This window comes from Vibrio sp. YMD68, from assembly GCF_029958905.1.
In the GTDB taxonomy this organism is placed as follows: Bacteria; Pseudomonadota; Gammaproteobacteria; order Enterobacterales; family Vibrionaceae; genus Vibrio.
This window is the reverse complement of sequence record NZ_CP124614.1, coordinates 1,202,180-1,217,639: the sequence shown is the minus strand read 5'-3', so window position 1 is coordinate 1,217,639 and position 15,460 is coordinate 1,202,180. Positions and strand designations below refer to the sequence as shown.

Below are 15,460 nucleotides of genomic sequence, written 5' to 3'. Positions count from 1 at the left end.
ACTCGAAATGCGTGAAACAATTTTGATTAAATCACTCAGCATTTCGTGTCAATACAGAATCAACTAAGCCATATTCTACTGCTTGATCCGCTGACATGAAGTTATCACGATCAGTGTCACGTTCAACCACTTCTAGCGGTTGACCGGTATGTTCAGCGAGCAATTTATTTAACTTTTGCTTAATTGTTAGAATTTCTTGCGCATGAATTTGGATATCAGACGCTTGGCCTTGGAAGCCGCCTAATGGCTGGTGAATCATCACACGAGAGTTAGGCAATACATGACGCTTACCCGGCGCACCGCCTGCCAGTAAGAACGCACCCATAGAACATGCTTGTCCCATACATACGGTGCTGACGTTTGGCTTAATGTACTGCATCGTGTCGTAGATCGACATACCTGCAGTCACACTGCCACCTGGCGAGTTAATATAGAGAAAGATATCTTTGTCTGGGTTTTCTGATTCAAGGAACAACAGTTGAGCAACCACAAGGTTTGCCATTTGGTCTTCCACTTGACCCGTCAAAAAGATAATACGTTCTTTTAGTAAGCGTGAATAAATATCATAAGAACGCTCGCCACGGGAAGTTTGTTCAACAACCATTGGCACTAAAGCGCTTAGAATCGGTGACATTGCATTTTGTTCTTGGTAGCTCATATTCTTATGTCCCTAAAATAAATGGTCCGGATGATAAGTATCATACGGACCATTGTTAGCAGAATAGTTCACGTTAAGTCAACTACCTACACAATATATTGCTTATTGAGCTGGTTGCTGTTGGTTCATTAGCTCGTTAAAGCCAACTTCCTTTTCAGTAACCTGAGCTTTAGCAATGATGGCATCAATCGCTTGCTCTTCTAGAGCCACGTTGCGCATGTTGTTCATCATTTGTTCGTTCTGCTCGTAGTATGCAACAACTTCAGATGGATCTTCGTATGCTGTCGCCATTTCTTCGATGATAGCTTTCACTTTCTCATCGTCAGCTTTTAGCTCTTCAGACTTGATCACTTCACCTAGAAGAAGACCAACCACTACGCGACGTTTAGCTTGCTCTTCGAACAATTCACGTGGAAGTTGCTCTGCAGCTTCTGGGTTACCGCCAAAGCGTTGAGCCGCTTGTTGACGCAGGCCAACGATCTCTTGGTCAATTAGGGCAACTGGAACGTCGATGTTGTTTTGCTCAACAAGGCCGTCAATGGCTTGCTCTTTGATGCGGTTCTTAACTGCTTGCTTAAGCTCACGTTCCATATTCTTGCGAACTTCAGCTTTAAGTGCATCAACGCCGCCTTCAGCAACACCAAACTTAGCCACGAACTCATCGTTGATTTCTGGTAGTTCACGAGCTTCAACTTTGTTGACTTTGATAGCAAATTTCGCTGCTTTACCTTTTAGGTTTTCAGCGTGGTAATCTTCTGGGAAGTTTACGTCGATTTCAAATTCCATACCGGCTGTTTTACCAGTGATACCGTCTTCAAAACCTGGAATCATACGGCCAGCGCCCATTTCTAGAGGGAAGTTTTCAGCTTTGCCGCCTTCAAACTCTTCACCATCGATAGAACCAACGAAATCGATCGTTGCACGAGTGCCTTCTTCCGCTGCAGAATCCACTTCAGCCCAAGTCGCTTGTTGCTTACGTAGAGTATCGATCATCTCTTCTACATCGCCATCTTTAACTTCAACTGCAGGTTTTTCAACAGTGATGCTTTCTAGGCCCTTCAGCTCAACTTCTGGGTAGACTTCAAAAGTAGCAGTGAATACTAGATCTTCGCCTGCTTTGTTTTCTACTGGAGCAAAAGTAGGTGCGCCCGCTGGATTCGTTTTTTCTTTAACGATAGCTTCGATAAAGTGACGCTGCATCACTTCACCTAGTACGTCTTGACGTACTGCCTGTCCGTACATTTTCGCTACCATTTTCATCGGCACTTTGCCTTTACGGAAACCATCGAAACGACGATTTTTAGCGATATTACGCAGTTCAGCAGTAACAGCATCTTCAATGTTCGCAGCAGGAACAGTAATATTAAGACGGCGCTCTAGGCCTTCTAGCGTTTCAACAGTAACTTGCATTATTTTTAAACCTCAAAAATGGCTCAGGTATCTGAGCTGGTGAGCCAGTAACATAGATAACCTATGAATGACTGCATCTTTATACGACGTTAAGCCGTGCTTAGTTAAATTGAGCATCAATACTAGAAACTTCTAGTATTGGACTAATCAGTGATATCTTCTTGACTATTCGTGGCAACAAGTGACGACGATAAATCGTTCCCACTTGTCTCTACAAAACGAAGGTATCTCCTATTAGTCTCAAGACAAAATTTTAGACGCAGCATTCTATCGAGGGAAGTCCAGACTGTCGAGTCGTTCATTACGATAGGATGATGCATAAGTCTAATTTCGTGACTGACTGCTTTAATTTCCACCATTGGAAAACCACCTGAGAATAAAAGTGGGGGCTAGGTATGAGTTTTCAAGAGACTCGCGCTAATTTTTTAGTAAAAGTACTAAAAAGAGATCTTGCTCCTGTTTTATCACGCATATTTCGCAACTTTTTACGTCCAATTTTCACCCAACATTTAATCTAGACGGGTATCGAATGAAGGGGCAACAGGTTGACCATTAAGCATTTAAATATTGGTTTCATCATTATCTTTGTTTTTTGTACCGTGATCGGAACAAAACTGGTTTGGGATCTACAAAAACAAGATATCTACGCTGTCCACCAGACACAGCTGGACCGATTTTCTGAATATATCACCTCAAAGTTAGATAAGTACGACCATATTCCTCAGTTACTGTCAAAAGACCAAGAACTGCGAGATGCCCTGCTCGCCCCGGCTAACAGTGCACAAATTGAAGTCACTAACCGATACCTAGAACAAGTAAATTCCGTTATTCAAGCGGCCGATACGTACCTTATTGACCGAAATGGAACAACCATTGCGGCTAGCAATTGGAATATGTCACGCACCTTTGTGGGCCGAAATTTCGCATGGCGCCCTTATTTTCAAGAAGCGTTGGAAGGAAACACCAGCCGCTACTTCGCTCTAGGTTCGACATCGGGTCAACGAGGTTACTACTACTCGTATCCGATTACTTTGGCTGCCGAAGTGATCGGGGTGACGGTGGTCAAAATGGATTTATCACTCATAGAAGAAAGCTGGCGCGGAAAACAAGACTTTTTTGTAGTGACCGACCCGGACAACGTGGTCTTTATGTCAAACCAACCTGATTGGCTGTTCAAAAGCTTAACGACGTTAAGTGAAGCCCAAAGAACACGAATCAAAGGCAGCCAGCAGTACCTCGATACCGACATTCGCTCTTTAGGGTTCAGCAATGATGTTTCTGCGGTTCAAGGCAAACTAATTAGCCCTAACAAAGACCGATTATTAGATAGCTATTTTTATTCTTCTCGAAAGTTATCACAGCTCCCCTTAACCATCCGTGTGCTAACACCTCAGCGCATCTTGGTTTGGAGTTCGTTTGTTTTTATTGGCATCCTTACTCTGGTTCTGAGTGTCGCGTATCTGACTATTTTATTATTGTTGAATCGCAAGCTTAAACATCGCCAATTAGAACAAGTTCAAATGGAAGCCAAGCAAAGACTTGAATTTCAAGTCATGACTCGCACTGCCGAGTTACATGCAGAAATTGGCGAGCGAATGCAAACCGAAAAAGCGCTGAGACAAACGCAAGAAGAATTGATTCAGGCGGCGAAGCTCGCTGTGTTAGGGCAAATGTCCGCCAGCATCAGCCATGAACTCAATAATCCCTTGGCCGCTATTCGAAGTTTTGCCGACAATGGAAAGCGTTTTTTAGAGAAACAGAAGTTCGACAGAGTGAACGATAATTTAATTCGAATCTCTGCCTTAACCGAACGCATGGCTAAAATCAGTGAACAGCTAAAGTCTTACGCCAGAAAAACAGAGACCACGGATCAATCAATCACACATGTTACCTCTGTGATTGACGCTTCAACTGAACTGATGTCTCCTCAAATCAAGTCAAACATGGTGAGTTTTTCAGCAGCCATCGAGTCTCAATTACCCATGGTAGAGATCAATCGAATTCAGTTGGAACAGGTTTTGGTTAACTTGTTCACAAACGCGATACAAGCCATGGAAGGGTTGCAGAACAAGACCATACTGCTCAGTGCGTTTAGCCAAAGCAATGAGGTCGTCATTACCATTGAAGATAGCGGCAAAGGCGTAAGCCCTCAACAGAAGAAGCAGCTCTTTGACCCTTTTTATACCACCAAAAAAAATGGGCTTGGTTTAGGGCTGTCGATTTCACATCAGATAATTGAGGGAATGAGTGGCCAACTTACCTATTCTCAGTCCAAGCTCGGTGGCGCATGCTTTTCAGTCAAATTACCGATTCCAACTCAGAAATAGCAATTAGAACGTATAGATACTAAGGAACACTAATGGTCGACATTTTTTTCATTGATGATGAAGTGGATATTCGAATCGCAATTGAACAAAGCTTTGAGTTGGAAGATCTTACGGCTCGATTCTTTTCATCTGCAGAAGAAGCTCTGATCGCGCTCAAAGCCGATGGCCCTCCTAAGGTGATTGTCAGTGATATTTGTCTACCTGGCATTTCTGGGGAAAATTTGCTGACAACCATCATTCAGCAACAGCCGGATATTCCTGTTATTTTGATCACAGGGCACGGCGACATATCCATGGCCGTTGCTTCGATGCAAACCGGCGCTTATGACTTTATCGAAAAGCCATTTTCACCGGACCGGTTAATCAAAACCATCAGCCGAGCCATCGAGAAGCGCAACTTAACATTGGAAAATGAAACACTAAAACGATCGTTAAAGGCCAGCCAAACGCTTGGCCCTCGTATCATTGGCGAGACTCAAACCATCCGCACTTTACGCGATACGATTAGCCACATTTCAAACACCCAAGCCGACATATTGTTATTTGGTGAGACAGGCACAGGTAAAGAGCTTGTAGCTCGTTCCCTACATGAACAAAGCGACCGACGCGAAGAAAATTTTGTCGCGATCAATTGCGGTGCCGTGCCAGAAAACTTGATTGAAAGTGAGCTATACGGGCATGAGAAAGGTGCTTTTACCGGAGCTGAAAGCCATCGAACCGGCAAACTAGAACACGCGCATAATGGTACCTTATTTCTAGACGAAATAGAGTCGATGCCGATGCAAGCCCAGATAAAGCTACTTCGCGTGCTCCAAGAAAGGCAGTTTGAACGAGTTGGGTCGAATAAACTTCATTCACTGAATATTCGCGTAATTGCCGCAACCAAAGTTGACTTGAAACAAGCCGCACAACAAGGCGAGTTTCGTGAAGATTTATACTACCGGTTAAATGTTGTCACGCTGGATTTACCCCCTTTGCGCGAAAGGAAAGAAGACATCCCGACTCTCTTTCACCACTTTCTGCTGGTTGCCGCTGCCCGCTATGGAAAAGCAGCAACGTCACTGCCCAATAGCGAATTAGCAAAAATACTCAGTCACGACTGGCCTGGGAATGTTCGAGAACTACGAAACACCGCAGAGCGATTCGTACTTCTTGGGCAACTTGGGAAGTTGGGCGACAACAACTCATCAGAAGCGATTCAGTCCTCACTCAGCCAGCAAGTCAATGAGTTTGAGAAAGGCATCATCGAACAAACGTTAATTCAAACGAATGGCAGTATCAAAGAAACCATGTCGTTACTTGAACTGCCACGTAAAACGCTTTATGACAAAATGCAGCGCTATCAACTCGTTAAGGAAGACTATAAACACGAACACTAATATCAACTATTGGAAACCAACTAGGAGCATAAATGATCCAATCATCCATGCTCCTATATCCACTATTACCCGTGAACCAATAAACCTATGAACCAATAAACCTATGAACCGAGTCCGATCTATTTAGTGATGATCTCCGGCCCCATTAGCGTTGTTGGCAACCAGGTGGATACCCAAGGCACGTAAGTGACAATAATTAAGAATAAGAACATAACACCAACCCAAGGCATGGCCGCTTTGACAACATTCATCATCGACATCTTAGCCACCCCTGCCGTTACAAACAGATTTAACCCCACAGGCGGTGTAATCATCCCTATCTCCATATTCACCACCATCATAATACCTAGGTGAATCGGGTCGATGCCTAGCGCTATTGCAATTGGGAACACCAGCGGAGCAACGATGATCAATAAGCCCGATGGCTCCATAAACTGACCACCAATCAACAATAACACGTTCACCACAATCAAAAACGCGATTGGCCCTAATCCAGCCGACAACATCGATTCCGTGATCATTTGTGGAATACGTTCTTCCGTCAGTACATGTTTGAGTATCAGGGCGTTAGCAATGATAAACAGCAACATGATCGTCAATTTACCCGCATCATAAAGGGTATCTTTAGTGTCTTTATGCACAAAGGTCTGAACGATTTTAACGAGCAGAGGTTTGGTGTTGGTCTTATCCGCAAATGGCCCCATGTCTTTATACACAAAGTTGGCGATAAAGAAGGCGTACACAGCAGCAACTGCCGCGGCTTCCGTTGGCGTAAAGACACCCCCATAAATACCGCCCAAAATAATGACAATCAACAATAAGCCCCAGCTCGCATCTTTTGCCGCGCTAAAGGTTTCAGACCAACCTACAAACGGTTGAGCTGGAATTTTCTTAACACACGCGGTGATGTAGATAGCAATCATCAACATCACACCGGCGAGTAAACCGGGAATGACACCACCCAAGAACATACGGCCAACAGAGACATCGGTTGCCGCGGCATAAACCACCATCACAATAGAAGGTGGAATTAAGATGCCTAACGTACCTGCGTTACAAATAACCCCAGCGGCGAACTCTTTGGTGTAGCCATTTTTAACCATACCAGCGATGACGATACTACCAATCGCGACCACCGTTGCCGGCGAAGAACCCGACAAGGCTGCAAACATCATGCACGCCACGACCGATGCCATGGCAAGTCCACCACGGAACCAACCGACCATCGCAATCGCAAAACGAATAATACGTTTCGCTACGCCACCCGTAGACATAAAGCTCGAAGCAAGAATAAAGAATGGAATCGCCAGTAGCGTATAGTGCCCGGCAAACGCATTAAACAGAGTTTGTGCCACAGACGCGAGAGACGCATCCGAATGTATCAATAAAAAAATGATACTGGATAAACCTAAAGAAATCGCAATTGGCACGCCAATCAGCATGAACGCGATTACCATTAAAAATAGAAATAACATGGCCATGATCTAGTCTTCCTTGCCGTTTGGTTTCACGTTCACATCCGATTTTTTATACGAATCAGGAGTCAAAGGCGCCATCGCATCATCGTCACTCCCCGCCAACACATCCGCTCTTAAAGCATCGAGATCTTCTTCCGCTTCATGACCTGCAATCATTCGGTCCAGTTTTCCGCTGAAAACCTGAAACGCAATCTGAGTAAATCGGAAGGTCAATAGCGCCATGCCAATCGGCAATGCCATGTAAGGAATAAAGCGCGGCAGTTTTTCGTAACGTTCACCTTCATTCAACCAGTCAGACATAAACTGAAGCATCTCTGGCATTGGAATATCGTCGGTTTCATACCACGCGCGCTCAGTCGCAAACGGATACCAATAATTCCACGAACCAATAAGCAATAATATTGAAAAAGCGAGACAACTGGTCACCGCAACCATAGCGTACACTTTACGTAGCTTCTCTGGTGCCATGTTAATGATGACATCAACACCAATATGAAAGTGCTTTTTTACACCGTAAGATGCGCCGACTAACACCATCCACGCAAACATAAATACCGTTAACTCAAGTGCCCATAAAATATTGTCATTAAAGGCGTATCGAAAAACCACATTGGCAAATGTGAGTAACGTCATTGCGCCTAAGAAGAAAGCAATGAGGGTTTCTTCTATCGCGTCCGTTATTTTTCCTGCTTTCTCAAACATGCTTAGATCCATCAGGTAATGTGGCACCAAAAAACGGTGCCAAGAAACAACAAAGCCCACCAATAGAGTGGGCATTAAAAAGGGGAAGATTAATTATTTGATGCGATAGCCGCTTCAATAAGATCTGCACCGATATCTTTCTCAAATTTCTTCCAAACAGGTTTCATCGCCGTCACCCATTCTTGTCTTTGCGCATCGGTTAAGGTACGAACTTCGCCACCCGCCTCAATAATGTTGTTACGGTTCGCAAGATTCACTTCAGAAGATTTCGCGTTACGCGCCTCTGTCACTTCTTTAATGATGGTACCAAGCTGATCACGAACATCATCAGGCAGTTCTTTCCAGAAGTCATTCGACGTCACAAGTAGGTAATCTAAAATACCGTGGTTAGTTTCTGTTGTGCCATCTTGAACTTCAAAGAACTTCTTACCGTAAATGTTTGACCAAGTATTTTCCTGACCATCGATAACCTTAGTTTGAAGGCCACCGTACACTTCTTTAAACGACATTTTTTGTGGGTTGGCACCAAGCTGTTCAAACTGAGCGACCAGAACATCCGAAGCCTGAACTCGGAACTTCAGACCATCAGCATCTTTAGGAGATATAAGCGGTACGTTAGCCGACATTTGCTTCATGCCATTGTGCCAAAAGCCCAAACCTTGCAATCCGCGTCTTTGCATCGCATTTTTAAGCTTGTCACCTGACTCTGAATTTTGGAAACGATCAACGGCTTCCACATCGTCAAACAGGAACGGTAAGTCAAAGATACGGAACTTTTTCGTGAATTTTTCAAACTTTGATAACGATGGAGCCGCTAATTGAACATCACCGTTTAGCATGGCTTCTAACACCTTGTCATCATCGTACAGTGTCGAGTTAGGGAAAACTTGCATACAAGCTTTACCGTTCATTTCCGTGTTTACACGCTCTTCTAACAACGAAGCAGCAATTCCCTTAGGGTGTTTGTCTGTATTGGTTACATGACTGAATTTGATCACGATTTCACCCGGATCGCAGTTCGCAGCAGCATTAAAACTTGTCAATGCCAGAGCAGAGACAGACAGCAGGGTAAGAGGCTTAAACATTATTATTCTCCTTAGTAATAAAACAGCACCATCTATGGGCTGATGGTTCTAATAGAGCAATTAACAAGCCAGTTTGTAACAAATTGTGTTCAAGCCTTTATCGGTAAGGGATTGAATAAAAAGAAGTCAGTGTATGACGATGAATTTGAGTGCTCTCCATAGGCTAAGTGTAAATAAATGTGTGGAAAGTGACCCATTGAAATCGCCAAAAGGGGGGATAAATGACACATAGCGCATAACACAAAGCACAAAGCACAAAGCACAAAGCACAAAGCACAAAGCACTGTCGGCTTGAATGACCAAACGGCGTCAAACAAAAAAAGTGAAAGTGAGTCATCCCCCCACTTTCACTTTTTTGCACTCGTGATATTCAAGAGTAAAGTGCACCATCCCAAGTATAAAATCAGCTTGAATACTCCCCCGAACATTCAATCTGAAGACCTATCTAGAAATCGGTCATCACTCAAAATGGAAGGTGCACTTTATAACTGTTGCGATTCATTGAGCCTTGTTAAAAATCAATCCGATTTTCTGTTTTCGCATCAAAAAATACCGCCTTTGACAAGTCAAAATGCAGAGGAGCCATCTGCCCTACACTCACCTCAAACTCTGGTGAAAGGCGACACGCTACCTCTTGGTCGTTCACCTTAATCATGGCAATCGTATCTGGCCCAGTCGGCTCGAGAACTTCTAGCTTTAAATCCAACAGCGTCGAAGCGGTTGTATCTTCGCCTTGGGAGTCACTAATATGTTCTGGTCTTAGCCCAATCACCACTTCTTTTCCGTCTTGCTGACGCATCGATTGAGGTAACTTAATATGATGCTCTTGATCATTTGACCCGGTTACTCGTATGATCGGGTTGTCTTCGTTATCCAGATCGACCATGGTTTTAATAAAGTTCATTGACGGTGACCCCATGAAACCTGCAACAAACATATTGTTCGGTTTGTTGTAGATCTCTTTAGGTGTCCCTAACTGCTGCAACTCACCATCTTTCATGACCGCAATCCGATCCGCCAACGTCATGGCTTCAATCTGATCGTGGGTTACATACACAATGGTGGTGTTGAGCTTTTGGTGTAGGCGCTTAATTTGATGGCGCATTTCAACGCGTAATTTGGCATCCAAATTCGACAACGGCTCATCAAACAGATACAGCTTAGGTCTACGAGCCAGTGCGCGCCCCATGGCCACACGTTGTCGTTGCCCACCCGAAAGCTGAGACGGCTTACGGTCAAGCAGCTGTTCTATTTGCAGCATTTCAGCCACGCGGTTGACTTCTGCATCGATTTTGACTTGCGGCATTTTTCGGATTTTCAAACCAAACGCGATATTCCCCCTTACCGTCATATTTGGGTACAGCGCATAAGACTGAAACACCATCGCAATATCACGGTCTTTTGGCTCTACGCTTGCGACATCAGTACCATCGATAACAATCTCACCTTCATTAATATCTTCGAGTCCAGCGATGGTATTCATCAGCGTTGATTTCCCGCAGCCTGAAGGGCCAACCAAAATCAAAAACTCACCGGATTCGATACTGATATCGATGCCTTTCAATGTTTCTTGGTCCGCTTTTGGGTAGGTTTTGCGGATCTGTTTCAGTTCTAGTGTTGCCATAATAATTATCCTTTTACCGATCCTGCCGTTAGGCCACGAACAAAGTATTTTCCTGCTAATACATAAACCAATAAGGTAGGAAGCGCGGCAATGATAGCGGCAGCCATGTCTACGTTATATTCCTTAATGCCGGTACTGGTGTTGACCAAATTATTCAACGCGACAGTAATGGGTTGTGTTTCAGAGCCTGAGTACACCACACCAAATAAGAAGTCATTCCAAATGGCGGTAAACTGCCAGATGACCGTGACCATAATAATCGGCGTGGAAAGCGGTAATAAAATCTTAAAGAAAATTGTGAAAAAGCCCGCTCCGTCGAGTTTGGCGGCTTTAACCAGCTCATCGGGAATGCCTAAATAAAAGTTTCGGAAAAACAGCGTGGTAAAAGCCATGCCGTATACAACGTGCACAAAGATAAGACCCGTATTTGTATTCGCTAATCCTAGCTTGCCAAGCACCGCCGCCATGGGTAACAACACCACTTGAAATGGAATAAAGCAGCCAAATAGAAGCAGACTGAAAAAGAGGTTAGAGCCTCTAAATTGCCACTTGGTCACCACGTAACCATTGAATGCGCCCAGAAGTGTGGAAATAGCCACCGCTGGAATCACCATTTGAAATGAATTCCAAAAATAGCCTTTCACACCTTCACATTTCACTCCTGTACAAGCGCCATCCCACGCTTTATACCAGGCATCAAACACCCACTCTTTGGGTAAGCTCATCAAATTACCCGCCTTAATATCAGGTAACGTTTTAAATGAGGTAATCACCATGACGAATAAAGGCATTAGATAAACTAAGCAAAAGAAGATCAGAATCGAGTAAATAAACAGTCGACCCACATTAAGCTGATTACTCATGATTTTTTCTCCCTAAGTTCGGAGTAGAGATACGGTACTAAAATCGCGAGTATTCCCGCTAACATCATCATTGCACTCGCCGCACCTAAACCAATTTGTCCGCGTGTAAATGAGTGTGCATACATAAACAAGGCTGGCAGATCCGATGAATAGCCTGGGCCTCCGGCAGTCATGGCGGTCACTAAATCAAAGCTCTTAATAGCAATGTGTGACGTTATGATGATGGCGCTAAAAAAGACCGGGCGTAAACACGGCAGAACAATTTTCATGTAGATGGCTGGTAAACCTGCACCATCGATTTGCGCGGCTTTAATTATCGATGAATCGATGCCACGAAGCCCCGCGAGGAACATCGCCATGACGAATCCAGAGGATTGCCAAACCGCCGCAATCACCAAGGTATAAACCGACATTTCAGAATTGACGAGCCAATCAAATTTGAAATCGACGAACCCCCAATCCTGCATCATTTTTTCAATGCCTAATCCAGGATTAAGAATCCACTTCCATGCCGTACCCGTCACGATGAACGATAACGCCATTGGGTAAAGATAGATGGTACGAATCGCCCCTTCTTGGCGAATGTTTTGGTCAAGAAAAATGGCAAGAAAAACACCAAGCCCAATGGCGACCAACATGAACAGGCCACCAAAAAGACCAAGGTTAGTGATCGAGGTAATCCAACGATCATTGTCTAACAGCTTTTCGTATTGAGCCCAGCCCACAAAGTTAAAACTGGGTAAAAATCGAGAATTTGTGAATGAAAGAGTCGCTGTCCAAAAAATGTAGCCGTATATGCACACCACTGTCATGAGCATCGTTGGGGCAAGTACAATCTTTGGTAGCCAATGCTGTAACCTATCGGTGAATTTAGGCTTCACTGCTGGTTTTTTTGTTGACTGAGTCAAAACATGCTCCATAACGTTTCCTTGTTATATAACCAACCAAAACAAGCAGTGTTGAAAAAGACAGTGCGTGCGTTGGTAAAGTATGAATAGGCCATGACAGCCTATCCACACTGGGGGTCTTTACTAAAGCCTTATTTAACCAAGGCTAAGGGTAAACGTTAGATCGCCGCTTTAACTGCTTTCGCTAGCTTCGCTGCGGCTTCTTTAGGATCGGCTTTCGGGTTATTAAAGAAGTTGGTAACGACATCGTAAATGGCTCCTTGTGCATAGCTAGTGGTTGATAAACCATGCGCCATACTCGGAACAAGATCGCCCGTTGTTGCACTTTCTTTAAAGGTTGCCATAGAGTCCAAAGCACACTGATCAAACTTCGACATATCCATATCTAAACGGACAGGAATTGAACCTTTGTTAAGATTGAAGACCTCTTGGAAGTCCTTAGTAAGAATGGTTTTTGCAAGATCTTGCTGCGCTTGTTGATTCGCTGTTTCACTTAGCTCGAAGAACGCAAAACTATCAATATTGAAGGTGAATTGACCGCTGGTGCCTGGCGCTGGAGCACAGATGTAATCTTTACCCGGCACTTTGCCAGCGGCGGTAAATTCACCTTTCGCCCAATCGCCCATGATTTGCATTGCCGCTTCGCCATTAATGACCATGGAGGTGGCTACGTTCCAATCACGACCTGGGGAGTTTGAGTCGATGTAGTCACGGATCTTCTTAAACTTAGTGAACACTTCCGTCATTTTGTCGCCAGATAACACGCTCATGTCTAAGTCCACGAACGCTTTGTTATAGTCTTCACTGCCTAACACTTCAAGAGCAACAGCCTCGAATACCGTCGCGTCTTGCCAAGGCTGACCACCATGCGCTAAAGGAATAAAGCCAGCGGCCTTAATTTTGTCGCCCGCAATAAAGAACTCGTCAAGCGTAGTCGGAACTTCAACTCCGGATTTTTTAAGCACTTCAGGGTTTGCCCAAAGCCAGTTTACACGGTGAACGTTAACCGGCACGGCAACATATTCACCATCGAATTTCATCACGTTAGTCACAACCAATGGAAGAATGTCATCCCATTTTTCTTGCTTGGCTGTTGCGTCAAGAGAGGTTAAAAAGCCTAATCCACCCCATTCTTGAATATCATGCCCTTTAATTTGAGCCGCCGAAGGAGGATTGCCTGATACCGCGCGGGTTTTCAGAACCGTCATGGCACTTTCACCACCGCCGCCAGCCACCGCAAAATCTTTCCACGTATGACCTTGTTGTTCGATCATGTCTTTTAAAACAGCAGCCGATTTAGCTTCGCCACCAGCGGTCCACCAGTGAAGAACTTCAACTTCACCCGCGTGAGACAGTGAAGAAGCAGACAAAGAGGCAGCAGACAAAAGAGATAAGGTAAGTAGGGTTTTATTCATTTTCATTATTATCTTCCATGTATTGGATTAGTCATTGCTCATTAAGAGCGTTACTTAACTGAACAACAATAAACGAGCGTTCATACTCGAATACTGGAAGTCTAACCAATCACCGCCGAAGTTCTGAAACAAACCGTAACCGCAACGTAACAATCTTGTTACATTACACATCTAGACCTCGTGGAATATAGATTTGCGCTTTTAAGCCACCGCTATCTAGATTACTAATTATGAGATCTCCACCATGTCCGTGAAGAATATTGCGGCAAATTCCTAGCCCTAACCCATGACCATCTTCGTCTGTGGCGATGCGAAAATAAGGTTCAAATACCGCTTCGAGCTTGTCCTCTGGTATCCCTGGGCCATGATCAGTCACAATGATTTTTATCCATTCATCGGTTTGTGTTGTGACCACTTGCACTCGCTCACCATACTTAACCGCGTTATCGATGATATTGGTCAGCACCCTTTTAATCGCGAGAGGCTTGGCCACAATCGTACCCAGATCAATCGGGTAAAATGAGACTTTTTCCTCATATTGGTTATGAGACTCAATAACCGATTGAATCGCATGATTGATGTCGATATACGCATTATTTTCATGCAGGTCAGTATCTCGAACACATTGCAGCGCCCCTTTGACCATGATCTCTAACTCATCAAGATCGTTATTAAACTTGTTTCTTTTCACGTCACTTTCGAGTAATTCCGCCCTTAACCTCAGTCGAGTTATCGGCGTTTTCAAATCGTGAGAAATTGCAGAAAAAAGATGCTCTCTATCAGAAACATAGCGTCGAATACGGCTTTGCATGCGATTAAAAGCACGGGTAGCGGTCACTAACTCGCTGGCCCCTTCTTCTCTCAGCGGAGGCTGATCGATGTCCATACTCATCTCATTGGCCGCTTTGGCTAACCGCTTCAAGGGTTTCACTTGTCGCCTAACCAGCAAGTATGTAAGCAAAAGCAATATGAGAGTCGATAAAACCAAAAATAGGATCTGTTCACGCCCCAAAATCGTGTCATGCAAGGTGACATAAGGAGCAGGAAGAAGCGCAGCGATATAAAGCCATTCATCGGTCGCCAATTCAATCTGGACGACCAGTATCGGTGGGTTAATTGGGCCCAGAGTCAACGTGTGATGGGCCCAAGATTTGGGAAGATCACTCAGGTAAATATCATTTTTTAGCAACCTCAGATTATCTGGGCGAGAAAAATCGACCGAAACCGATTTTACTTTATTGAGCTTATCTTCGAGAACTTGAGTCACCGCACTGACCGAAGCCGCCTTTAGACGAGTATTTGGAATGCCTTCAACCAATAGCTTTTCTTTATTAAACGACACAAAAAAACGGGTTCCACCCATATTACGTATTTGGTCTAGAACAATGTGTCGATAGTTAACAGGAAGGGATTGAAAGAAGGTCACTGTCGATGCAAACATGGTTGCCATACTGGAAGATGCCGAGTGAATGCCTTCCACTTCTTTCTGTTTTGACTCAAAGTACCAAATTGACGTTGCAATACCCTGAGCAATAACCACAGCAAGCAATGTGAGCCAGAGTGTTCTAGCAACTAAAGAATTGGGTTTTAATTGAAGCTGTGGGCTCATTG

General features: G+C 44.2%; 12 protein-coding genes. 2 read left to right on the top strand and 10 right to left on the bottom strand.

Going from position 1 to position 15,460, the window contains the following annotated elements:
- Positions 1-31 precede the first annotated feature (31 nt).
- Both clpP and tig read right to left on the bottom strand, forming a co-directional pair.
- A complete protein-coding gene (gene clpP / locus QF117_RS11750) occupies positions 32-658 on the bottom strand; it encodes an ATP-dependent Clp endopeptidase proteolytic subunit ClpP (RefSeq protein WP_017033954.1) in 627 nt (208 codons plus the stop codon).
- Positions 659-760: 102 nt separating this feature from the next.
- Positions 761-2,068: a trigger factor gene (tig, locus tag QF117_RS11745; protein WP_282389090.1), complete on the bottom strand. Its 1,308-nt coding sequence runs from the start codon at positions 2,066-2,068 to the stop codon at positions 761-763.
- A 545-nt stretch (positions 2,069-2,613) separates the two neighbouring features.
- Here tig and QF117_RS11740 point away from each other — a divergent pair.
- Both QF117_RS11740 and QF117_RS11735 read left to right on the top strand, forming a co-directional pair.
- The gene (locus tag QF117_RS11740; RefSeq protein ID WP_282389089.1) at positions 2,614-4,395 is read left to right on the top strand and encodes an ATP-binding protein; all 1,782 of its coding nucleotides are present in this window, start codon (positions 2,614-2,616) and stop codon (positions 4,393-4,395) included.
- Positions 4,396-4,427: 32 nt separating this feature from the next.
- Positions 4,428-5,774 carry a sigma-54 dependent transcriptional regulator gene (locus tag QF117_RS11735; protein ID WP_282389088.1) on the top strand — a complete coding sequence of 449 codons (1,347 nt, stop codon included), beginning with the start codon at positions 4,428-4,430 and terminating at the stop codon, positions 5,772-5,774.
- A gap of 119 nt (positions 5,775-5,893) precedes the next feature.
- Here QF117_RS11735 and QF117_RS11730 read toward each other — a convergent pair whose 3' ends face one another.
- The 8 genes from QF117_RS11730 to QF117_RS11695 form a co-directional block, all read right to left on the bottom strand.
- Entirely contained in the window at positions 5,894-7,255 is a 1,362-nt protein-coding gene (locus QF117_RS11730) for a TRAP transporter large permease (RefSeq protein WP_282389087.1), read from the bottom strand.
- A gap of 3 nt (positions 7,256-7,258) precedes the next feature.
- Positions 7,259-7,954: a TRAP transporter small permease gene (locus QF117_RS11725; RefSeq protein WP_282389086.1), complete on the bottom strand. Its 696-nt coding sequence runs from the start codon at positions 7,952-7,954 to the stop codon at positions 7,259-7,261.
- 89 nt (positions 7,955-8,043) lie between these two features.
- On the bottom strand, positions 8,044-9,039 hold the full coding sequence (locus tag QF117_RS11720; RefSeq protein WP_017033960.1) for a DctP family TRAP transporter solute-binding subunit: 996 nt from the start codon (positions 9,037-9,039) through the stop codon (positions 8,044-8,046).
- 511 nt (positions 9,040-9,550) lie between these two features.
- Entirely contained in the window at positions 9,551-10,663 is a 1,113-nt protein-coding gene (gene ugpC / locus QF117_RS11715; RefSeq protein ID WP_017033961.1) for a sn-glycerol-3-phosphate ABC transporter ATP-binding protein UgpC, read from the bottom strand.
- A 5-nt stretch (positions 10,664-10,668) separates the two neighbouring features.
- The gene (locus tag QF117_RS11710; protein ID WP_017033962.1) at positions 10,669-11,526 is read right to left on the bottom strand and encodes a carbohydrate ABC transporter permease; all 858 of its coding nucleotides are present in this window, start codon (positions 11,524-11,526) and stop codon (positions 10,669-10,671) included.
- Positions 11,523-12,446 (bottom strand): sugar ABC transporter permease, encoded by a 924-nt coding sequence (locus tag QF117_RS11705; protein WP_282389085.1) that lies wholly within the window; start codon positions 12,444-12,446, stop codon positions 11,523-11,525. Before QF117_RS11705 ends, QF117_RS11710 begins: the two co-directional genes overlap by 4 nt.
- A 146-nt stretch (positions 12,447-12,592) precedes the next feature.
- On the bottom strand, positions 12,593-13,855 hold the full coding sequence (locus QF117_RS11700) for an ABC transporter substrate-binding protein (RefSeq protein WP_282389084.1): 1,263 nt from the start codon (positions 13,853-13,855) through the stop codon (positions 12,593-12,595).
- A gap of 157 nt (positions 13,856-14,012) precedes the next feature.
- Entirely contained in the window at positions 14,013-15,458 is a 1,446-nt protein-coding gene (locus tag QF117_RS11695) for an ATP-binding protein (protein ID WP_282389083.1), read from the bottom strand.
- Positions 15,459-15,460: the final 2 nt, after the last annotated feature.